The organism is Collimonas humicola (assembly GCF_018304945.1).
Taxonomy (GTDB): domain Bacteria; phylum Pseudomonadota; class Gammaproteobacteria; order Burkholderiales; family Burkholderiaceae_D; genus Collimonas; species Collimonas humicola.
Genome location: NZ_JAGQEE010000004.1, coordinates 321,367 through 342,510, shown reverse-complemented (window position 1 = coordinate 342,510; position 21,144 = coordinate 321,367). Strand labels below are relative to the sequence as shown.

Annotated in this window: 16 protein-coding genes; 8 read left to right on the top strand and 8 right to left on the bottom strand. The window is 60.9% G+C overall.

Features of this window, described 5'->3' with window-relative positions:
- Window positions 1-37: 37 nt before the first annotated feature.
- The 6 genes from KHU30_RS15605 to KHU30_RS15580 all read right to left on the bottom strand — a co-directional run bounded on the left by KHU30_RS15605 (window position 38) and on the right by KHU30_RS15580 (window position 8,765).
- Window positions 38-841, bottom strand: a complete 804-nt coding sequence (locus KHU30_RS15605; RefSeq protein WP_211443539.1) for a MetQ/NlpA family ABC transporter substrate-binding protein — start codon at window positions 839-841, stop codon at window positions 38-40.
- Between the two features lie 62 nt (window positions 842-903).
- Entirely contained in the window at window positions 904-1,557 is a 654-nt protein-coding gene (locus tag KHU30_RS15600; protein WP_211443538.1) for a methionine ABC transporter permease, read from the bottom strand.
- Complete coding sequence (locus KHU30_RS15595) at window positions 1,547-2,602, bottom strand: methionine ABC transporter ATP-binding protein (RefSeq protein ID WP_211443537.1); 1,056 nt, start codon at window positions 2,600-2,602, stop codon at window positions 1,547-1,549. The genes KHU30_RS15600 and KHU30_RS15595 overlap by 11 nt, the downstream gene beginning before the upstream one ends.
- Before the next feature lie 487 nt (window positions 2,603-3,089).
- The gene (gene groL / locus KHU30_RS15590; protein ID WP_211443536.1) at window positions 3,090-4,742 is read right to left on the bottom strand and encodes a chaperonin GroEL; all 1,653 of its coding nucleotides are present in this window, start codon (window positions 4,740-4,742) and stop codon (window positions 3,090-3,092) included.
- 90 nt (window positions 4,743-4,832) lie between these two features.
- Window positions 4,833-5,126 carry a co-chaperone GroES gene (groES, locus tag KHU30_RS15585; protein ID WP_211443535.1) on the bottom strand — a complete coding sequence of 98 codons (294 nt, stop codon included), beginning with the start codon at window positions 5,124-5,126 and terminating at the stop codon, window positions 4,833-4,835.
- Window positions 5,127-5,549: 423 nt separating this feature from the next.
- Entirely contained in the window at window positions 5,550-8,765 is a 3,216-nt protein-coding gene (locus KHU30_RS15580; protein ID WP_211443534.1) for a di-heme oxidoredictase family protein, read from the bottom strand.
- Window positions 8,766-9,360: 595 nt separating this feature from the next.
- Here KHU30_RS15580 and KHU30_RS15575 point away from each other — a divergent pair.
- Window positions 9,361-9,984 carry a TetR/AcrR family transcriptional regulator gene (locus KHU30_RS15575; RefSeq protein WP_211443533.1) on the top strand — a complete coding sequence of 208 codons (624 nt, stop codon included), beginning with the start codon at window positions 9,361-9,363 and terminating at the stop codon, window positions 9,982-9,984.
- Window positions 9,985-10,221: 237 nt separating this feature from the next.
- On the top strand, window positions 10,222-10,626 hold the full coding sequence (locus tag KHU30_RS15570) for a VOC family protein (protein WP_211443603.1): 405 nt from the start codon (window positions 10,222-10,224) through the stop codon (window positions 10,624-10,626).
- Between the two features lie 38 nt (window positions 10,627-10,664).
- Here KHU30_RS15570 and KHU30_RS15565 read toward each other — a convergent pair whose 3' ends face one another.
- Window positions 10,665-11,285: a septal ring lytic transglycosylase RlpA family protein gene (locus KHU30_RS15565; protein ID WP_211443532.1), complete on the bottom strand. Its 621-nt coding sequence runs from the start codon at window positions 11,283-11,285 to the stop codon at window positions 10,665-10,667.
- A 502-nt stretch (window positions 11,286-11,787) separates the two neighbouring features.
- Here KHU30_RS15565 and KHU30_RS15560 point away from each other — a divergent pair.
- From KHU30_RS15560 to KHU30_RS15550, 3 genes are read left to right on the top strand one after another with little or no spacing between them, the layout of a single operon-like run.
- Window positions 11,788-13,278, top strand: a complete 1,491-nt coding sequence (locus KHU30_RS15560) for an efflux transporter outer membrane subunit (protein ID WP_211443531.1) — start codon at window positions 11,788-11,790, stop codon at window positions 13,276-13,278.
- A 24-nt stretch (window positions 13,279-13,302) separates the two neighbouring features.
- Window positions 13,303-14,454 carry an efflux RND transporter periplasmic adaptor subunit gene (locus tag KHU30_RS15555; RefSeq protein WP_211443530.1) on the top strand — a complete coding sequence of 384 codons (1,152 nt, stop codon included), beginning with the start codon at window positions 13,303-13,305 and terminating at the stop codon, window positions 14,452-14,454.
- A 13-nt stretch (window positions 14,455-14,467) separates the two neighbouring features.
- Complete coding sequence (locus KHU30_RS15550) at window positions 14,468-17,536, top strand: efflux RND transporter permease subunit (protein ID WP_211443529.1); 3,069 nt, start codon at window positions 14,468-14,470, stop codon at window positions 17,534-17,536.
- 68 nt (window positions 17,537-17,604) lie between these two features.
- Here KHU30_RS15550 and cynR read toward each other — a convergent pair whose 3' ends face one another.
- The gene (gene cynR / locus KHU30_RS15545; RefSeq protein ID WP_211443528.1) at window positions 17,605-18,492 is read right to left on the bottom strand and encodes a transcriptional regulator CynR; all 888 of its coding nucleotides are present in this window, start codon (window positions 18,490-18,492) and stop codon (window positions 17,605-17,607) included.
- Between the two features lie 113 nt (window positions 18,493-18,605).
- Between cynR and KHU30_RS15540 the strand changes: the two genes are divergently transcribed.
- The 3 genes from KHU30_RS15540 (at window position 18,606) to KHU30_RS15530 (ending at window position 21,075) form a co-directional block, all read left to right on the top strand.
- Entirely contained in the window at window positions 18,606-19,268 is a 663-nt protein-coding gene (locus KHU30_RS15540) for a carbonic anhydrase (RefSeq protein ID WP_211443527.1), read from the top strand.
- Window positions 19,269-19,320: 52 nt separating this feature from the next.
- Window positions 19,321-19,791, top strand: a complete 471-nt coding sequence (cynS, locus tag KHU30_RS15535; RefSeq protein ID WP_211443526.1) for a cyanase — start codon at window positions 19,321-19,323, stop codon at window positions 19,789-19,791.
- Window positions 19,792-19,872: 81 nt separating this feature from the next.
- A complete protein-coding gene (locus KHU30_RS15530) occupies window positions 19,873-21,075 on the top strand; it encodes an MFS transporter (RefSeq protein ID WP_211443525.1) in 1,203 nt (400 codons plus the stop codon).
- Window positions 21,076-21,144: the final 69 nt, after the last annotated feature.

Below are 21,144 nucleotides of genomic sequence, written 5' to 3'. Positions count from 1 at the left end.
GCAACCACAGCGCGGGCTTTTGTCATTCCACGGCTGATTACCAGGCAGGGATTACCGAACTCTTGAATTGTGTCACGACGTACTGTTTGACTTCAGGGCTATGGTAGGCCTTCACCAGCTTGGCTACCCAAGGCTTGTCCTTGTCGGCAAGGCGCACGGCGATCACGTTGGCGTAAGGACCTTTGGCCGCTTCGATGGCGATGCCGTCCCGCGTCGGATCCAGTCCGGCCGATTCGGCGTAATTGCCGTTGATTGCCGCCGCATCCAGGTCATCCAGCGAGCGCGGCAGCTGGGCTGCATCGATTTCGACGATCTTCAGCTTCTTCGGATTGTCCGCGATATCCAGCGGCGTCGCCTTCAGGCCGGCATCGGCCTTCAGCTTCAGCAAGCCTTGCGCTTGCAGCAGCAACAGGGCGCGGCCGCCATTGGTTGGATCGTTAGGAATGCCGATGCGGGCGCCGTTCTTCAGGTCCTTGAGGGATTTGACTTTCTTCGAGTACACGCCCATCGGGAAAGTGATGGTGTAGCCGACGTTCACCAGCTTGTAGCCGCGGTCCTTGATCTGCGCTTCCAGGTAGGGCAGGTGCTGGTAGCTGTTGGCATCGAGGTCGCCGGCCGCCAGCGCCGCGTTGGGCTGCACGTAATCGCTGAATTCCACGATCTGGATAGCCAGGCCATCCTTGGCCGCTACTTTCTTGACGACTTCGAGAATCTGCGCGTGCGGGCCGCCGGTGGCGCCGATCTTGATCGGCTTTTCCTGTGCGGATGCGATGACGGGAGCGCTCAGGCTGGCGGCCAGGCCCAGGCCGGCGAAGAATTGCACTAATTGACGACGGTTCATTTTCTTCCTTTCAAAAATCATGTTCAATCCGCAGCCTTAACACGGCAGCGGATCCGGGAGCGTTAGCGGTGGCTGAGGCGGCGCACCAGAATATCGCCCAATGTTTGCACCAGTTGCACGAAGACGATCAGGATCACCACCACCAGCAGCATCACTTCCGGCAGGAAGCGCTGGTAGCCATAGCGTATCCCCAGGTCGCCCAGGCCGCCGCCGCCGATGGCGCCCGCCATGGCCGAATAGCCGACCAGGCTGACGAAGGTGATCGTCAGGCCGGCGACGATGCCGGCGAAGGCTTCCGGCACCAGCACCTTGTAGACGATTTGCCAGGTGGTGGCGCCCATGGCCTGCGCCGCTTCGATCAGGCCGCGGTCGACTTCGCGCAAGGCGGTTTCGACCAGGCGCGCGATGAACGGCGCCGAGGCAATTGTCAACGGCACAATGGCAGCCGCGGTGCCGATGGAAGTGCCGACGAAAAAGCGGGTAAACGGAATCACCGCCACCAGCAGAATGATGAAAGGTGTCGAGCGCACGGCGTTGACGATCAGTCCGGCGATGCGGTTGAAAATCGGCTGCGGCAGGACGCCTTCGCGGCCGGTCAGGTGCAGCGCGATCCCCAGCGGCACGCCAAGCAGGGCGCCGAGTACGCCGGAGATGCCGACCATCATCAGGGTTTCGCCGAACGACGATAAAAACAGATCAAGCATTTCAGATGACATGGTTCAACTCCTCTACGGTGACGCCCTGGGCCGTCAGGTAAGCCATGGCGGCCTGGATGTTTTCACCGGTGCCGTTGGCCAGGATCGCCAGCGAGCCGAACGCCTGCCCTTGTATTTCATCGATCTGGCCATGCAGGATATTGAAATCCAGGTCGAACTTGCGCACCGCTTCCGACAGCAGCGGCTGGTCGACGCCCGAGCCGGTAAATGCGAAGCGGAACAGGTGATCGCTGCTGTTACTGCTGCCGGCATCGCTTTGCGCCAGCCGCGCACGCAGGCGCTGCAGGACGCCCTGCGGCAGTTCCTGGGCGATCACATCGCCGATCAAGGCGCGCGTTACTTCATGCTTGGGCGCGCGGAACAGCTCCAGCACTTCGCCGTGCTCGATCATTTCGCCGGCTTCCATCACCGCCATGCGGTCGCAAATCATCTTGATCACTTCCATCTGGTGCGTGATCAGCACAATCGTCAGGCCCAGTTCGCGATTGATCTTGCGCAGCAGTTCCAGGATGGAACGGGTGGTTTCCGGATCGAGCGCGGAGGTGGCTTCGTCCGACAGCAGGACTTTCGGTTCATTGGCCAGCGCGCGGGCGATGCCGACGCGCTGTTTCTGGCCGCCGCTGATCTGCGCCGGATAACTGTCCTTGAGCGCGCTCAGGCCCACCAGCTCCAGCAGCGGCGTGACTTTTGCGGCAATGGCGCTTTTCGACAGACCAGCCAGTTCCAGCGGCAGCGCGATATTGTCGTACACCGTGCGCGACGACAGCAGGTTGAAATGCTGGAAGATCATGCCGATCTCGCGCCGCGCGCCGCGCAGCTGCTCGGCGCTCAGCGCGGTCAAGTCCTTGCCGTCGACGATGATGCTGCCGGAAGTAGGGCGGTTCAGCAGGTTGAGGCAACGCACCAGGGTGCTCTTGCCGGCGCCGCTGCGGCCGATGATGCCGAAGATCTCGCCCTTGCGTATCGTCAGATTGACGTTACGGACCGCATCGACCGTGCCGCGCGCGCCGTTGAAACGCTGGGTGACTGCTTTGATTTCTATCATTTCAGAATGAAAAAAGGCAGCTGATTGTCGCAATATCAACAATCTCGCCGCCATTATGTTTTTTTAGTAGGTGCTTATTTTATAAGCGTTTGTCAGGCAAGGGAAGGAACATTTAGGCATGGCTATATTACTGCCATGTCTATGCGCCCACTACCGGCAGTAGTTCAATCGGGGTCAGAGTTTTTTACGACGGCTGCATCGTCGTAAATTACTCTGACCCCGATTGAACGCGACTCTGACCCCTATTTAGTGGGCTGTGGAGCGCGGTGTTAAAACCTGGTTCTTTCTTCGATTGCCGCCCATAGGGGACAGAGCCGCACGGGGAGTGTAACTCGCCGCGCTTCGGCGGCTCATAAACTCTGTCCCCTATGGACTACTACTATAGGCTGCGCCATAAAAAAAGCCTGCGACGGATAACCATCGCAGGCTTTTTCAAAGCATGACAACAAATGCTTCATTTGGGCCGGAATATGCCGGCCCAAATAAATTACATCATGCCGTCCATACCACCCATGCCGCCCATGCCACCCATGCCGCCTGGCATGCCGCCGGCTGCCTTGTCTTCCGGCAGTTCAGCGATCATTGCATCGGTAGTCAGGATCAGGCCGGCAACCGAAGCAGCGTTTTGCAATGCCGAACGGGTAACCTTGGCTGGATCCAGGACGCCCAGTTCAACCAGGTCGCCGTAAGTGCCGTTGGCAGCGTTGTAACCGTAGTTGCCCTTGCCTGCCAGGACTGCGTTGATCACAACCGATGGCTCGTCGCCAGCGTTGAATACGATTTGACGCAGTGGCTCTTCGATCGCGCGCAGCACGATCTTGATGCCGGCTTCCTGGTCGGCGTTGTCGCCTTTCAGGTCCTTGACAGCAGCACGTGCGCGCAGGAATGCCACGCCGCCGCCTGGAACAACGCCTTCTTCCACTGCTGCACGGGTAGCGTGCAGAGCGTCTTCAACGCGTGCTTTCTTTTCTTTCATTTCAACTTCGGTTGCAGCACCAACGCGGATCAGCGCAACGCCGCCGGCCAGCTTGGCAACGCGCTCTTGCAGTTTTTCACGGTCGTAGTCCGAAGTCGCTTCTTCGATCTGCGCACGGATTTGCTTGACGCGTGCTTCGATAGTGATGGCTTCGCCGGCACCGTCGATGATGGTGGTGTTTTCCTTGCTGATTTCGATGCGCTTGGCTTGGCCCAGTTCAGCCAGAGTGGCTTTTTCCAGGGTCAGGCCGACTTCTTCAGCGATAACCTGGCCGCCGGTCAGGATAGCGATGTCTTCCAGCATGGCTTTACGACGGTCGCCAAAGCCTGGAGCCTTGACAGCTGCAGTCTTCAGGATGCCGCGGATGTTGTTCACAACCAGGGTTGCCAGCGCTTCGCCTTCGACGTCTTCTGCGATGATCAGCAGTGGACGGCCGGACTTGGCGACTTGTTCCAGGATCGGCAGCAGGTCACGGATGTTCGAAACTTTCTTGTCGAACAGCAGGACGAACGGGTTTTCCAGGGCAACGACTTGCTTCTCTTGGTTGTTGATGAAGTATGGCGACAGGTAGCCGCGGTCGAATTGCATGCCTTCGACGATGTCCAGTTCGTTTTCCAGCGACTTGCCATCTTCGACAGTGATCACGCCTTCTTTGCCGACCTTATCCATTGCCTTGGCAATGATTTCACCGATGTCGGTGTCGGAGTTAGCGGAGATCGAACCAACTTGAGCGATTTCCTTGCTGGTGGTGGTTGGCTTCGACAGAGTCTTGATTTCAGCAACGATGGCGACGACAGCTTTGTCGATACCGCGCTTCAGGTCTGTCGGGTTGAAACCGGCGGCAACGTACTTGAAGCCTTCGCGAACGATAGCTTGTGCCAGCACGGTAGCGGTAGTGGTGCCGTCACCAGCGTTGTCGGAAGTCTTGGAAGCGACTTCTTTCACGAGCTGCGCGCCCATGTTTTCCAGCTTGTCTTTCAGTTCGATTTCTTTAGCGACCGAAACACCGTCCTTGGTGACTGTAGGGGCGCCGAAGCTGCGCTCCAGAACCACGTTACGGCCCTTAGGACCCAAAGTGACCTTGACTGCGTTAGCCAGGATGTTGACGCCGTTGACGATCTTGGCGCGTGCTTCATCGCCGAAAATTACTTGTTTTGCTGCCATGTTTTATTCTCCTGAATACGTTGAATTCGATTGTGTCGCGGATCGGAAGCGCCAGGCGCCGGCCAATCAGAGAATCCCGGTCTACCGGAATTACTTGCCTTCGACTACGGCAAACAAGTCTTCTTCGCGCATGACCAGCAGCTCAGTGCCGTCGATCTTGACAGCCTGGCCCGAGTATTTGCCGAACAGAACGCGATCGCCAACCTTGACTGCCAGTGCACGGACGCTGCCGTTTTCCAGAATCTTGCCGTTACCGACGGCCAGCACTTCACCTTGATCCGGCTTTTCAGCAGCTGCATCTGGCAGCACGATGCCGGAAGCGGTTTTGGTTTCCTGGTCGAGACGCTTGACGATGACGCGATCGTGCAAAGGACGAAGATTCATATGTGACTCCTTAAGATTCAACAGGTTATTTGTATTTGCAGCAACATCGCAGCAAAGCACCACTGTTCTGCTTTGCTATATAGATGCGCCGCACAGTGACTAGTGAGTTCGGGGAGATTGTTAGCACTCTCTCCTAACGAGTGCTAAGTATAGGGACGCTCTGTCGATTTTTCAAGCCCGCATTCTGGTTTGCATTGATCCTGAATTGCATAATTTGCAATTATCGATATTCGTTTAATGCTTAATGGCAATGATCGGGGTCGAAGAACGCTCTTTTATTTCTGAAAAGAGTGCGCGCAGCTCATTGGCGCTGGTGCGAAGGCCGTCGAAAGGCAGAGCTGGAAATACCTGTAATGCAAACGGCCGCCGGACAGCTTATCTGTCCGGCGGCCGGCACATCATGCAATCCAGTCCTTAAGCGGGCTACAGAGACCTGAGGAACGCCAGCAGGGCTTCGCGGTCGGTTGCGGACAGGGCCTGGAAGCGCTGGCGGGAACGATCCGCCTCACCGCCGTGCCAGAGGATGGCTTCGGTCAGATTGCGGGCGCGGCCGTCGTGCAGATAACCGACTTTGGCGCTGTTGTCCATGACCTTGTCGGTGTAGCCGATACCCCACAAAGGCGCGGTACGCCACATGCCGCCTTTGGCCTGGCCTTCGACAAACTTGTCGGCAAGGTCGGCGCCCATGTCATGCAGCAGCAAGTCGGTGTACGGGTGGATGGTCTGGTTACGCAGCTCGGCAAACAGATGGCCCGGTCCGGTCTTCATCTCTACTGCGTGGCAGGCGGTGCAGCGTATGCCCTGGAAGAGCTTGGCGCCGCTGCTTACCTGGGCCGGATCGACGCGGTGTTCATCCAATGGCGCTACGCCCTTGGGGAAGCCGCTGGCAAGACTGCGTTGCGCCGGCACGCCCACCAGCGAAAGATAGTGCGAGATCGCTTGCAGATCGGATTCCGAGATGCCCTTTTGCACGCCGGCGGAGGCGCAGCCGGCCGGGTCTGTGTTGCAGGCGCGGTTGGGGTAGACCGGCGAGGTCACGGCCATGTCCAGCAGCAGCGCCGAAGCGGCCTGCTGGCGCAGCGTCGCCTTGGATGCCTTCCAGCCGAAGCGGCCCAGGCGTACGGCGCCTGTTTCAGGATCGAAGACAAAGTTAGGCAGGCCCTTGACGCCATCCTCATCCGGCGTCGCGCGAGCGCGCGCCAGGATGTCCGCCTCCGGCACGGCTTCCAGCAAGCCGGTGCCAATCATCGGCTGCGCGGCGCGCAGCGAGAAGGCGTCCGGCACCGGTCCCTCGAAAGCCAGCGTCGGCTTGCGCAATTCGACTGCCGTGCCGTCTGCCAGCTTTACCGTACGGCTCTCGAATCCCGCAACATTGACGCTGTTGCCCCAATTCTGCGAGCTTCCGGTCGCCGATGCGCCATTCATCTGTACTGCGGTGCCGTACTGCGGATGCGGTAGCTGCTGCCCGCTGGCGTCGATCATTGCCACCCGCACCGACATGCTGTCGAGCCGCTGGTTCAATGCGCCCGGTGCGATGCTGCGGCCGTTGTTGACGTGGCAGGCGATACAGGCCGACTGGTTAAAGCGCTGCCCCTGCAAGCCGACAGCCGGCGCATAGCGGTCATTGCCGGGCTCGTTGTGATCGCCAGTCGTGAAGTTGGTATGCACCAGCCGCCGTCCCTCGACGAAGCGCTGCATGTTCTGCATGCCGACATTGTTCTGCGGCTGCTGGAACATGAACAGTCCGTTGTTCGAGTAGTTGTAGGACACCGAACCGACGCCGCCCGACAAGGTAGCGGCCGGCAGCGGCACCGAGTTCAGGCGCGGTTGCACGCCGTACCAGGGCCTGAGGCCTGCGCCCACCACGTAGATCCATTCGGCTGAGTAGTAGCGGATGCCGCCGTCGTCGCCTTTGGCCAGCATGGCGTCCTTGGTGGAGAAGAACGAGGGCGAGACTTCGATCACATCGCCGGCCACCAGCGGCCGCCCGGGAACGTTTTTGCCATTGGGGAAGCCGTCCGGACCAAGATCACCGTGACCGGGGTAACCGGTCACAGTCAGGCTGCAGCCGTTGTTGAGCAGGTTGGCGCTGGCCAGCTTGCCGTTCGGCGGGTACGGTACGGGAGGGCAGATGGTGAGAGTGCGGTCGGCCAGCTCGCCGGGATTCATCCAGCCGTAACCGGTAACGCCCGGCCGGTCGAAGGCGCGGAACCAGGCCACGCCGCCGGGCAGCTGGGCTTGCTGGAAGTACTCGTTGACTTTCAGCGTCGGCTTGGTCACACCGGCAACGCGGCTATTGTCGATGATTTCGAAACCCCAGGTGCGGTTCTTGAAGTACTGCGGTACGAAAGTCAGGTAATTGCCCGGTCCTTTATCCACCGGCAAGCCGGTGACCGGGTCGACCGTCTCGTTGGGACCATAGCCGATCTCGTTCCATTCCTCGCCGCGCTCGCGGCCGTGGCGGGCCAGGCCGCGAGCGCCGAAGCGCGTCACCAGCGTGCCGTCGGGCAGCGTGAATTGCAGCGTTTCCAGCGGCTCGGCGGCGGCGGGCAATGGCGTCATGCCGTTGCCGCTGGCGGGGAATTTCAGGGCCGAGGTAGCGGCGCTGGGTAGTGTGTTGTCGCTGCCCGGCGTTTTGAACTCGACCTCGAACAGTGAATAGCCATATTGCGTGGCGCGGGCGATACCTTGCAAGCGGATGTAACGGGCATTGGCGCCGAGATTGAAAAATTCTTCGGTACCGCCCTGGCCATTGCTCACATAGCGCAGTTGCGACCAGGTCTGGCCGTCGTCCGACACCCGCAGCGCGTACTGCTTGCCGTAGGAGTTTTCCCAAAGCAGTTTCATGTAACCGATCTGCGTCTTGGCGCCAAAATCGAATTGAATCCAGGCGCCGTCCTCGGCGGCGCTCGACCAGCGCGTCGTCATTTTGCCGTCGATCGCCATGGCGGCCGACAAGCCCGGATTTTCCAGCGCCGACGAGGTCGCTGCTACCGGCTTGATGGCTACGCCCGGTTTGCTGGTGTCGACCGGCACAGGTACCGGATCAGATACGGGTGGCGCAACCGGAGTGCCTGAGAAGGCCTGGATCTCGAAGATGGAATAGCCGTACTGCGTCGACCGTTTGATGCCCTTCATGCGCAGATAGCGGCCCTGGCCTGAGAGCCCGCTCCAGTCCTCGGAGCCGCCCTGGCTATTGTCCACGGTCTTGATCGTGCTCCAGTTTGCATTGTCGTCGGAGACTTGCAGCAGGTACTGGAGAGCGTGGGCGTTTTCCCAATCGATGTGGACGCGGTTGATGACCTGGGATGTGCCGAAATCCAGTGTCAGGTATTCATCGTCGGAGAAGCCGCTGCCCCAGCGCGTGCTCTCGTTGTGGTCGATGGCCGCGGCGGCGGACAGGTCGCCGCGCTCGGCCGAACTGGCGCTGGCGCTCACCGGCGTCAGCACCACTTCCGCCGCGGCGCTGGCGGCGGCCAGGGACTGGGCGCTCTTGGCCGAGGCACCCTGGGCGGCAGGATCGTCGCTGCCGCCGCCGCAGGCTGCAAGCAACAAGCTCAAGGCGAAGGCCAGCCCATGCGCGGAAAGACTGCGCGCGGGTTTCCATTTTAGTCGCCGCCGGTATGGCAATTCATTCATGATGTTTCCTTTGCTTTTTTGTTAGTGCGTTCTAATCAAAAAAATGAGCGGTTTGAGCAACCGTCAATACTTTTTCAGGACTTGCTTGCAGATGCGGCGTCAGAACAGCGGGCAGGTAAGCATGCGAAGCTTGTTTGCGGACTTGCCCGTGTCCGAGGCGTTTACAACTCAGATAACTTTCACTTGCTGACGCGTGTGCCGTGCATGGCACAGGTCAAAAACTGCGTTCCGCGAGACTAGGTTCGGGTGAATTGATCCGTGGCGGATTCAGCGCGTTCGCAGTACATATATTGCATAAGAGCAAGTGCCGTACCAGCAAGATCAGGTGTGTTTTCTTGACATTTAATGGCAGTAAAAAATTTATTGCCGCGCATTTGTCAGGTACTGACATTTTTTGTCGCTGGGGTTGATGTGTGCGGCAAGCAGGCGTTCCATTTGTTTAGCGCGTCTTTGATTTGTTTAGCGCATCCTCAGCGCTGATGTGGTTTGAGAGGCGCAAATTTCAGCCGCTGCGCGATGATGTCGGGCGGATGCCATGCATCGTCCGATAGCCGGTAGAATGTGAGTCATTACTCGCTTTGTGTCAGGTGACATCGTGACCGCAAGAAAACGCCAATCATTAAAGCCGCGCAAGATTCCCCAGCAATCGCGCGCCGGACAAACTGTCGCTGCGATCCTGGAGGCTGCGGCCCGCATCTTGGAAACCAAGGGAATCAAGGGGCTCAATACCAATAGCGTCGCGCAGCGCGCCGGCGTCAGCATCGGCTCACTGTATCAATACTTCCCAGGCAAGGATGCACTCATCGTCGCCCTCTGCCAGCGCGAGCGAGCCGTGTTCTTTGCCGAGGCTGAAGGAGCGCTGAGCGAGCCGAGCGGCAAGAGGGCGTTGCAGCATCTGATTGCCGCTTCCGTGCACCAGCAGCTGCGGCGGCCGACGCTTGCGCGGCTGCTCGATGCCGAGGAAAGCCGTCCCGCCATTGCCAAAGAACTGGCGCCGTTCATTGTTGCCATGAGTGAGTTGATCGGCCAGATCCTGGCGCATGAAGACATGCCGCCGCAGCCGAACATCGAGATCGCGGCCGACGACATCATCGCTATCGTGCGCGCCATGGTGGATGCAGCGGGATACCGCGGTGAAGTGGATCGCGCAGCGCTGGAGTGCCGTGTCAGCCGCACCCTGTTCGGATATCTGGGGATCGTGGAGCGCCGGCCCGGATAGCCTGCAAGGGCTTTCGCAAATGTGAGCAATTGCCCGGGCCCGGGCTGCACCCGGCGCCCAAATCCTGCGTCACTTCTATGACCGCCTGTTGCAGGCCGGTGCGCTGGGCAATGCGAGTTTTAAAATCGAGCAATTACTCGCAAAATGGACGTTGTGGAGAGTCATGCGATCGCGCAGCGGTACGGATCGGTGACTGCTCCCTCTATGGCGTATTTCAACCTTTTTGCGAGAGCTATCATGCATATTCATACCCAAGCAAAGCTGAATCATTTGAGCTTTCCCACCACCAATGTAGCCGAGACGGCTGCGTTTTTCGAGAAATATCTCGGCTGCGAAATCATTGCCGCCGGCGACAGCTGCCTGCTCAAGCGGCACGACTTTGACATCGTTCTCGACCATGTCACGGAGGGGCAGCCGGCGTGGCCCAAAAATTTCCACTTCGGTATAGAGCTCGACAGCCTGGAGCAGGTCCAGGCTCTCTATAAGGAGTTCCTGGAAGACGGCGTCCATATGGAGACAGAGGTCTTCAACAACGCGCGCGGATCGCGCTTCTTTTGCCGTACGCCTGGCGGCGTTCTGCTGGAAGTGAATACCCGTGCGGACATGCAGCAGCAAGATCAATGGCAAAAGCTGTTTGCATAGCGCTGCAGGTCTGCACTTTGTCCGCTATCGCCAGGCCGTCATTGCTCGCTTGCGCTGCAATCGTCGGTATCGGTCGCCGGCGCGATGCCATGCGCGATCTGTGCCTTCACCAGAGTCATTTCGCTAGGGGACAAGGGCCGCACTTCGACGCGGGCCGTACCCTTGCCGGCGAAGCCCAGCTGTTTCGCCGCGCTGTAAGAGACATCCAGTATGCGTTTGCTGTGGAAGGGGCCGCGGTCGTTGACTTTCAATATCGCCATCTTGCCGTTGCCGATGTTGCGCACCAGCACCCAGCTGTCCAGAGGCAGGCTCGGGTGTGCAGCCGTCATGGCGTGCATATTGAAGCGCTCGCCGCTGGCCGATTTGCGGCCGTGCAGCTTGCCGCCGTACCAGGAAGCAGTGCCGCGCTGGACTAACTTCTTCGGCGCGTCGTCATCGGCAGGCACAGCACACTCGCCCGATGGCGGCGGCGTTGTCATTTCATGCTGCGTGGCGGCCGCTCCAGTGTCGCCGCTGGCGGCAGAAGCCGCCGCCGTTTGCGCTTGCGCGGCATCGGCAATCGGCAGCCACAGTACGACGGCGCAAACGCCCGCGCGCAGGAGCGGCGGGAGAGCGCGGTACGGCTGTCGGGGCCATTGCGGCAGCTTGAAAATTGTCATCTTGCGAAGTCTACATTTCAACTAGCAACATTGACCACTGTTGTTGCAAAATCAAACAAATCTCGTGCGGGGGCTTTTTCTGCCCTTGTCGTCCGATGCGCTTGCAGCGTGTCGGCACAGCCTTCTGGATCTCAAATGGAGGAATCAACAAGTCAGGCGGGAAGCAGGCTATTATTGCCGCTCAGAAATTCCGGCGATTCTTTTAAATCGCCTGAAATAATTGTCGTTTATGCAATTTAAATGCATATTTGATAAAATCCGGCCCGATTGCATTCCATTCCGCGTTTTAGTCGATTTATCCCATCGATTCTGCAGATCGTCGCAATCGCGTACTCAGTAGCAATTTTCCTCTTTACAGTGTCGCCACACCCTGTACATTGGAGAGTTGTGCAGGGCAAGCAGAGATCTTGTTACATCTAGTCAGGCAGCACCAAAACCGCATAAAACAATTGAACATCCCGCATTTGGGAGCCCCGCAAAAAAATTAAGTAAGGGAAAAAGGATGCGTTTACTAAAGATGCTCGGCAGCGTACCCCTGCTGTCCGTGATCGCCGGTTGCGTGGTCGGGCCTACCTATCAGGTACCCTCGCCAACCACATCATCACAAGCAGTACTGCCGCAATTTCAAAGCGCTTTACCGAAGCCGCCGGCAACGGAAGGCGGCACAACGGACCTGACGCGCTGGTGGTCGCAATTCGACGATCCGCTGGTGGCTGAACTGGTGGCCACGGCCGAAGCCAGCAACCCCAGCGTGGCGCAGGCGCTGGCGCGCATTACGCAGGCGCGCGCCACGGCCGGTTCCGCCGGAAGCGCGCTCTATCCTTCGGTGGCCGCCGACGCCAGCAGCACGCGCAGCAAATCTCTCTCGGGCCTGACCTCCAACCTGGGCAGCGTCGCCACCGTCGCCACCAGCAGCACCGCCACCTTCGACGCCAGCTGGGAGCTCGACCTGTTCGGCGGCAAGCGCAAGACTGCCGAAGCCGCCAATGCGCGTGTGTTCGCCCGCAACGCCGACTGGTACGGCGCCAAGGTGTCGCTGGCGGCGGAAGTCGGCAGCACGCTGGTGAACTACCGCGCCTGCGTGGCTACCGCGGCGATGCTGGAGCAGGACTTGAAGTCGCGCGAACAAACCGCCCAGTTGACCTCGCTCAAGGTCAAGGCCGGCTTTACCGCGCCGGCCGACGGCGCGCTGATCAACGGCTCGACCGCCGACGCAAGGCAAAAGCTGGTAGTGCAGCGCACCGAGTGCGACCTCGACGTCAAAGCGCTGGTGGCGCTGACGGATATTCCCGAGCCTTCCTTGCGCGCCAAGCTCGCGGTCAACCAGCGCGTGCCGCAGCCGCGCGGTTTCGTGGTCGAGAGCGTGCCGGCGCAAGCCTTGTCGCAACGGCCTGACATCGCTGTCGCCGAGCGCGAACTGGCGGCCGCCAGCGCCGAAATCAATGTCGCCCAGGCCAACCGCTATCCCAGCATTTCGCTGCTGGGCAGCATCGGCATAGGCGGCTTGCGCTTCGACGGCGGCAGCTCGCGCTCCGACACCTGGTCGTTCGGCCCTTCGCTCAAGTTGCCGCTGTTCGATGCCGGGCTGCGCAAGTCGCAGGTCGACCTGGCGCGCGGCCGTTACGACGAGGCCTATGCGGGCTACCAGGCGCAGGTGCGCAGCGCGGCGCGCGAAATCGAAGAAGCCCTGGTGCGCCTGGATGCGGCGGCGCGGCGTGAAGACGATGCGGCGCTGGCGGCGCGCGAATACGAAAGCTATTTCCGCGCCAACGACGACAAATTCAAGGCCGGCAGCGGCAGCCTGTTTGAGCTGGAGGATGCGCGCCGCACCTTCCTGGCCGCGCAGCAGAGCCAGATCAGCGTGCAGCGCGATCACGTGGCGGCCTGGATTGCCCTGTACAAGGCTTTGGGCGGCGGCTGGCGCAATCAGGCGGAACAGGCGGCCTTGCCGGCTGCATCGCCAACTGCGGCGCCAAACTCCGATCGTTCTTAACATAGACAAGTAAAGAAGAGAGTCATGAAAAAGCCATCTTTGAAACTGGTAGCAATTGCGGCGCTGGTCGTTGTCATCGGTTCCGCCGCGGTATGGGCCACGACAGGCAAGAGCAGCAAGCCCGCCGACAAGGAAGCCAGCAAGCCGAAAGCGTCCTTGACCGTCACCACCACCAAGGCGCAAAGCGCCAACTGGCCGCTGACGCTGTCGGCCAACGGCAGCATCGCCGCCTGGCAGGAGGCCGTGGTCGGCAGTGAACTGGGCGGCCTGCAGCTGGCCGAGGTGCGCGTCAACGTCGGCGATATCGTCAAGCGCGGCCAGGTGCTGGCGCGTTTCAGCAATGACAGCGTAGAGGCGCAAGTAGCGCAGCAAAAGGCCGCGGTAGAAGAAGCGAAGGCGGCGCTGTCGGAAGCGGACGCCAATGCCGAACGGGCGCGCACGCTGGTCAACAGCGGCGCCTTGAGCGGCCAGCAGACCACTCAGTATGAAGTCGCCGAGCGCAGCGCCAAGGCGCGCTTGCAGTCGGCCCAGGCCAGCCTGGAAATGCAGCAGATCCGGCTGCGCCAGACCCAGGTGCTGGCGCCCGACGACGGCGTGATTTCTTCACGCACGGCGACGGTCGGTTCGGTGGCGTCGCAAGGGCAGGAGCTGTTCAAGCTGATCCGCCAGAACCGTCTTGAATGGCGGGCCGAGGTGAATGCCACCGACCTGCTGCAGATCAAGGTCGGCCAGGAGGTCAAGCTGCGCGTCACCAACGGCGTGGTGGTGGACGGCAAGGTGCGCATGGTGGCGCCGACCGTCGATCCGCTCACGCGCAACGGCCTGGTGTATGTCGATTTGCCGGCGCCAGGCAGCGCCCACGCCGGCATGTTCGGCACCGGCCAGTTTGCGCTGGGCCACGCCGAGGCGCTGACCCTGCCGCAGAGCGCGGTGGTGATGCGCGACGGCTATAGCTATGTCTATCAGCTGGGCAAGGATGACAAGGTGACCCAGACCAAGGTCACGCTGGGACGCCGCATCGGCGACCGCATCGAAGTCGCCGAGGGACCGAACGGCATTACGATGGCGATGACGCTGGTGGAAAAGGGCGCAGGTTTCCTGGCCGACGGCGATACCGTGCGGGTAGCGCCGGCAGCGCCGGAATCGAAGCCGGCCGCACCGCTGGCGATGAAATAAGCGAGGCCCGGCCATGAATTTTTCCGCTCTCTCGATCAAGCATCCGGTTCCGGCCATCTTGCTGTTCATCCTGCTCACCATCATGGGCTTGATGAGTTTCAAGGACATGCTGGTGCAGGACCAGCCCGATATCGATTTTCCGTTCATTTCCATTTCCACCAGCCTGCCGGGCGCATCTCCCTCGCAGCTGGAAACCGAAGTGGCGCGCAAGATTGAAAATTCGGTCGCTACCGTCACCGATGTACGCCACATCTACACCACCATCAATGACGGCGTAGTCAATACCACCGTCGAGTTCCGCCTCGAAAAGGATATTTCGGAAGCGATGGACGATGTGCGCGATGCGGTCAACCGCATACGCAGCGATTTGCCCACCGACGTCCGCGATCCGGTCTACGGCAAGGCCAACACTTCCGGCCAGCCTATCATCACCTATACCGTCAAGTCCGACCAGCTCGATGAAGAAGCCTTGTCCTGGTTCGTCGACAACGACGTTTCCAAGGCTTTGCTGTCGGTTGCCGGCGTCGGCAAGATCGCCCGCGTCGGCGGCGTCAACCGCGAAGTACTGGTGGAGCTGGATCCGGAGCGGATGGCGGCCCTGAACGTATCGGCGGCGCAGATCTCGCGCCAGCTGCAGCGCGTGCAGCAGGAAGCGCCGGGCGGCAAGGCTGACATCAGCGGCGCGCGGCAATCGGTGCGCACCATCGGCACGGTCGGCAACGTGGCGGAAGTGGCTGCCTTGCAGATGGCTCTGCCGGACGGCCATGTGATCCGCCTGGACCAGGTCGCCAAGGTGACCGACGGCATCGGCGAGCGCACTGCGCTGACGCTGCTCGACGGCAAGCCGGTGGTCGGCTTCGAAATCACGCGCAGCAAGGGCGCCAGTGAAATCACCGTATCCAAAGCAGTCAAGAAGGCGGTCGCCGAGCTGAACAAGAAAGCGACCCACGTCAAGATCGAGGAAGCCTTCAACAACGTCGATGTGGTCCAGGAAAACTACGAAGGTTCAATGTCCTTGCTGTATGAGGGCGCGATCCTGGCGGTGCTGGTGGTCTGGTTCTTCCTGCGCGACTGGCGCGCAACCCTGGTGGCTGCAGCGGCGCTGCCGCTGTCGATCATCCCGACTTTCATGGCGATGAAGTTCCTCGGATTCTCGCTCAATGGCGTGACCTTGCTGTCGCTGGCGCTGGTGATCGGGATCCTGGTGGACGATGCGATTGTCGAAATCGAAAACATCGTGCGCCACCTGCGCATGGGCAAGACGCCGTACCAGGCGGCGCTGGAAGCGGCCGATGAAATCGGGCTGGCGGTGGTGGCCACTACGTTTACGCTGGTTGCGGTATTTTTGCCGACTGCGTTCATGAGCGGCATCGTCGGCAGATTCTTCAAGCAGTTCGGCTGGACCGCGGCGATCGCGGTGACCACCTCACTGGTCGTGGCGCGCTTGCTGACGCCGATGATGGCGGCCTATCTGCTCAAGCCTATCGTGCACGAGAAAAAAGAAAGCCGCCTGATGGCGAAGTACATGGCGGTCGCCTCCTGGTGCATGCACCACCGGGTCAAGACCATGGGCATGGCGGCGCTGTTCTTCATCTTGTCGCTGGCCATGATTCCATTCCTGCCGACCGGCTTCATTCCGCCTAGCGACCGCGGCCAGACCCAGGTCACGCTGGAACTGCCGCCCGGCAGCATCCTGGCGGAAACCCGCGCCAGCTCGGAACAGGCGCGCCGCTTGCTGATGACCAACAAGAATGTCGCCCAGGTCTACAGTGCGATTGGCGGCGACGAGACGCGCCGCTCCACCTTGACGGTGTTGCTCAAGGATCCGCCTGAGCGCAAGGAAAAGCAGACCGAGGTGGACAGCGAATTGCGCAAGCTGCTGACGCAATTGCCGGGACTGCGGTTTACCGTGGGCGGTGGCGGCAACGGCGAAGAAATACAGCTGCTGCTGTCGGGCGACGATCCGCAGGCGCTGAGCTCGGTGACGCGGGCCATCGAGCGCGAGATCCGCACGATTCCCGACCTTGGCAACATTACGTCCAGCATCAGCCTGGTGCGGCCGGAAATCATCGTCACGCCGAATTTTGCCAAAGCGGCCGACCTTGGCGTGACGTCTTCGGCCATCGGCGAAACCCTGCGCATTGCTACCTCGGGCGATTACGATCAGCTGGTCGCCAAGCTGAACCTGCCGGAGCGGCAGATCCCGATCCGGGTGCGCTTGCCGGAAGATGCGCGGCATGACCTGAGCGTGCTGGAACGTTTGTCGGTGCAGGGCAAGGGCGGCAACGTGCCTTTGAGTTCGGTGGCCGACATCCGCTTTGACAGCGGTCCGGCGCGGATCGACCGCATCGACCGCAACCGCCGCGTGATCATCCACGTCGAGCTTAACGGCCATGAAATCGGCGAAGTGATGGCGAAGATCAATGAGCTGCCGAACGTGAAGAACCTGCCGCCCAACGTCAAGCGCGGCGAGCTGGGCGACGCCGAAATCATGAAGGAACTGTTCTCCGGTTTCGCGCTGGCGATGCTGACCGGCGTGCTGTGCGTGTACATGGTGCTGGTGCTGCTGTTCAAGGGTTTCCTGCAGCCTGTGACGATCCTGGCGGCATTGCCATTGTCTATCGGCGGCGCCTTTGCGGCCTTGCTGATCACGCATAATTCGTTCTCGATGCCGTCGCTGATCGGCTTGCTGATGCTGATGGGGATCGCGGTCAAGAATTCGATCCTGCTGGTGGAGTACGCCATCGTGGCGCGTCGCGACCATGGCATGAGCCGTTTCGACGCGTTGATGGATGCCTGCCACAAGCGGGCCCAGCCTATCGTCATGACCACCATCGCGATGGGCGCCGGCATGCTGCCGATCGCCCTCGGGCTGGGCGCGGATTCCAGCTTCCGCGGACCGATGGCGATTGCCGTCATCGGCGGCCTGGTGACCTCGACTTTCCTGAGCCTGCTGGTGATTCCGGTGGTGTTCACCTATGTCGACGACCTGCTGCTGTGGGCCAGCCGCAAGTTCCGGCGCAAGCCGGGTGAAAGCGTGGCGCACATGGTGGCCAGCAAGTTGCACATTACCGAAACCTGATCGCAACGTGATCCAGAAAACGCCCGCAAGGGCGTTTTTTTATTGCCATGTATTTTTGATTGCTGGTTTTATCCGGCGGCAGCCATGTCGCCGGCGAGTTCGGCGAAAGCCTTGGCGGCAGCGCTTTGATAGCTGTCCTTGCGCCAGAGCAGCGAGACGGTGCGATGCGGCAGGGCAGGGTTCAGCTGGATTTCCTTCAGCCCCGGATGTTCGCGCGCAATCGCATCCGGCAGGATGGTGGCGACGCCGCCGCGGCGGACGATTTCCACGATCGCGCTGATGGTATTGGCTTCGATCGCGATCTTGGGCGAGATGCCCTGTTGCTGCAGATAGGCGTCGACAAAGGTGCGGGTGGCGAAATCGCTGCTGAGCAGCGCCAGCGATTGCTGTCCCAGCTCGCTGGCGGCCAGCGCGGCGGCAGGGCGCTGCGCCAGCGGATGCGTCAGGCCGGCCACGACGCACAGCTTTTCCACGAACAGGGGCCGGCTGCTGATTTCCAGGGAGCGCACCTGGTTGAAGGCGAGCCCCAGGTCGACCTGGTCCGCGGCCAGCGCCGTTTCGATCGCATCCAGCGTTTTTTCAATCACCTGCAGCGCGATGCCGGGATAGCTGGCGTTGAAGCGGGCGATCAGCGGCCCCGCCAGATAGGATGTCAGGCTGGGCGTCATGGCAAGCCGCAGCGTGCCGCGCGCCAGGTCGCGCACATCGTGGATCGCCCGCTGGCCGGCTTCCAGCTCGCGCAGCGCCCGGCGCGCGTAGGCGATATAGGCTTCGCCCGCATCGGTGGCGCGCACCGCCCTGCCGCTGCGGTCCAGCAGCTGCACTCCCAGTGTTTCTTCCAGCTGGCGGATCTGCTGCGACAAGGTCGGCTGGGAAACGTATAAAGCTTCCGCTGCCCTGGTGAAGTTGCCCTGTTCGACGACGGCGAGCAGGTAGCGTATGTGGCGTAGTAGCATGTTTGATAACTATAGGCAGTTCTTATGGCGTTGATTGTATATCGGTCTTAGACCTAATAGCTGAATGCCTTCATCATGGCTCCATTACTTCAACACCTACAAGGAGAAGCGCCATGAAGTCCATCGTCGATGGGGTTTTGAAATTCCAGAAACACACGTTCCCCGGCTTGTCCGGCCTGTTCAAGGAACTGGCCACTACGCAAAATCCGAGCGCACTGTTCATCACTTGTTCCGACAGCCGCGTCGTGCCGGAGCTGCTGACCCAGCAGGATCCGGGCGACATCTTCGTGATCCGCAATGCCGGCAATATCGTGCCTTCCTATAGTTCGGCGCCGGGCGGCGTCACCGCCACGGTCGAATACGCAGTCGCGGTGCTGGGCGTGAGCGACATCGTGGTCTGCGGGCATTCGGATTGCGGCGCCATGACGGCCATCTCCAGCTGCAAATGCCTGGACCATCTGCCCGCAGTGGCCGGCTGGCTGCGCCATGCCGATTCGGCCAAGGTAGTCAATGCGGCTCGTACCCATGCTTCGCCTGCAGCCCGGCTAAGCGCGATGGTGCGTGAAAACGTCATCGCCCAGCTGGTGAACATCAAGACCCATCCTTCCGTTGCGCTGGCGCTGGAACAAGGCAGCCTGAACCTGCATGGCTGGGTGTACGACATCGAAACCGGCACTATCGTGGCGCTGGACGGCGCAAGCAATCAGTTCGTCTCGCTCGCCGAATTTCCCCAGACCGTTGCTACGCAAGCCAAGCGTAGCGCCCTGGCCGCCTAAGGTTTAACCACAGTCAGTTCTTCACCCGTTCTCTCACTGAAAAGGAAACATCATGCAACAAGCAAACGTATATCAAGACAACCGCGTCGCCCTCACTTCCCGCGTCATCGCCGCCAAGGCGCTGAAGGACCTGTCCTGGAAACAGCTGGCAGAAGGCACCGGCCTGAGCGTAGCCTATGTCACGGCCGCGCTGCTGGGACAGCATGCCCTGCCGAAGGCTGCCGCGGAAGTAGTTTGCCGGCACCTCGGCTTCGAGCCGGAAGCGGCGGCAGAGCTGCAAATGATTCCTCTGCGCGGCAGCATCCCGGGCGGCATCCCTACCGATCCGACCATCTACCGCTTCTATGAAATGCTGCAAATCTACGGCACCACCTTGAAGATGCTGGTGCACGAAGAACTGGGCGACGGCATCATCAGCGCCATCAACTTCAAGCTGGACCTGAAGCGGGTGGAAGATCCGGATGGCGGTTCGCGCGCGGTGATTACTCTGGACGGCAAGTTCCTGCCGAACAAGCCTTACTAAAACCGGCGTTGCGGCCTGGGCAGCATCCCCAGGCTGCAATTGCGCGTGTTTTTTTTGAATCAAGCGGAAAGGTAGTTGGCGATGGAAACAGGAACGTCTTCCAGGCTCAGTCCTGGCCTGGTGGCATTGATGGCGATGGCGACCGGGGTCGCGGTGGCCAGCAATTATTATGCGCAGCCGCTGCTGCATACGATCGCCGGCCAGTTCGGCATCAGCAACGGCGCCGCCGGTTCGGTGGTTACCGTGGCCCAGCTCAGCTATGCCTTGGGCTTGCTGTTGCTGGTGCCTTTGGGCGACATGTTCGAGCGCAAGAAGCTGATCGTGGTCATGACTCTGCTGTCCGCCGCGGGGTTGGCGCTGACCGCGCTGGCGTCGAATCTCGCGCTGGTATTGCTGGGGACTGCGCTGACCGGGATGTTTTCGGTGGTGGCGCAAATCCTGCTGCCGTTTTCCGCGACCCTGGCGGCGCCTGAAGAACGCGGCAAAGTGGTCGGCCATGTGATGACCGGCTTGTTGCTGGGCATCCTGCTGGCGCGCACCGTGGCGGGATATCTGTCGGCCATCGGCGGTTGGCAGACGGTGTACTGGTTCGGCGCCGCCATGATGTTTCTTACTGCACTGGCGCTGGCGCGCGCGTTGCCGCGCTATCACCAGCCGCTGGGCCTGTCCTATCCGCGCCTGCTGACGTCGGTGCTGCGCCTGTTCGTTGACGAGCCGGTATTGCGCATGCGCGCCTTGCTGGGGGCGATTGTCTTTGCCGTATTCAGCATCTTGTGGACCTCTATTTCTTTCCTGTTGTCGGCTGCGCCATATCACTACGGCGACGGCACCATCGGCTTGTTCGGACTGGTCGGCGCCGCCGGTGCGCTGGCAGCCTCGCAAGTAGGACGGCTGGCGGACCGCGGCAAGGCGGGGCTGGCCACCAGCATCGGACTGGCGCTGTTGCTGCTGTCCTGGCTGCCGCTGGCGTTTTCAGAATATTCGCTGGCGGCTCTCCTGTTCGGCGTGCTGCTGCTCGATCTGGTGGCGCAGGCGGTGCATGTCACCAACCTGAGCGTGATCAATCACCTGCATGGCGCAGCCCGCAACCGTTTGACTTCGGGCTATATGACCTGTTATTTCATCGGCGGCGCCGCCGGTTCCATGCTCTCCACCTTTCTCTATGAGCATAGCGGCTGGCTGGCGGTATCGGCCAGCGGCGCCTTGCTCAGCGCACTCGGCCTGCTCATCTGGCGGGGCAGCCTGCGGCGCAGCGCCGCAACAGGGGCGCTCAACCCGGGCTGATCTTGGGCCGGTTGGCGGCCAGGAATACCTCCCTTCGGCCGGCTCTGGTAAAGTGCGCCTATTTACAAG

Bases quoted from the DNA above. Each gene is read 5' to 3' on its own strand.
- KHU30_RS15605 (WP_211443539.1), bottom strand. From the start codon at position 841: ATGAACCGTCGTCAATTAGTGCAATTCTTCGCCGGCCTGGGCCTGGCC.
- KHU30_RS15600 (WP_211443538.1), bottom strand. From the start codon at position 1,557: ATGTCATCTGAAATGCTTGATCTGTTTTTATCGTCGTTCGGCGAAACC.
- KHU30_RS15595 (WP_211443537.1), bottom strand. From the start codon at position 2,602: ATGATAGAAATCAAAGCAGTCACCCAGCGTTTCAACGGCGCGCGCGGC.
- groL (WP_211443536.1), bottom strand. From the start codon at position 4,742: ATGGCAGCAAAACAAGTAATTTTCGGCGATGAAGCACGCGCCAAGATC.
- groES (WP_211443535.1), bottom strand. From the start codon at position 5,126: ATGAATCTTCGTCCTTTGCACGATCGCGTCATCGTCAAGCGTCTCGAC.
- KHU30_RS15580 (WP_211443534.1), bottom strand. From the start codon at position 8,765: ATGAATGAATTGCCATACCGGCGGCGACTAAAATGGAAACCCGCGCGC.
- KHU30_RS15570 (WP_211443603.1), top strand. From the start codon at position 10,222: ATGCATATTCATACCCAAGCAAAGCTGAATCATTTGAGCTTTCCCACC.
- KHU30_RS15565 (WP_211443532.1), bottom strand. From the start codon at position 11,285: ATGACAATTTTCAAGCTGCCGCAATGGCCCCGACAGCCGTACCGCGCT.
- KHU30_RS15560 (WP_211443531.1), top strand. From the start codon at position 11,788: ATGCGTTTACTAAAGATGCTCGGCAGCGTACCCCTGCTGTCCGTGATC.
- KHU30_RS15555 (WP_211443530.1), top strand. From the start codon at position 13,303: ATGAAAAAGCCATCTTTGAAACTGGTAGCAATTGCGGCGCTGGTCGTT.
- KHU30_RS15550 (WP_211443529.1), top strand. From the start codon at position 14,468: ATGAATTTTTCCGCTCTCTCGATCAAGCATCCGGTTCCGGCCATCTTG.
- cynR (WP_211443528.1), bottom strand. From the start codon at position 18,492: ATGCTACTACGCCACATACGCTACCTGCTCGCCGTCGTCGAACAGGGC.
- KHU30_RS15540 (WP_211443527.1), top strand. From the start codon at position 18,606: ATGAAGTCCATCGTCGATGGGGTTTTGAAATTCCAGAAACACACGTTC.
- cynS (WP_211443526.1), top strand. From the start codon at position 19,321: ATGCAACAAGCAAACGTATATCAAGACAACCGCGTCGCCCTCACTTCC.
- KHU30_RS15530 (WP_211443525.1), top strand. From the start codon at position 19,873: ATGGAAACAGGAACGTCTTCCAGGCTCAGTCCTGGCCTGGTGGCATTG.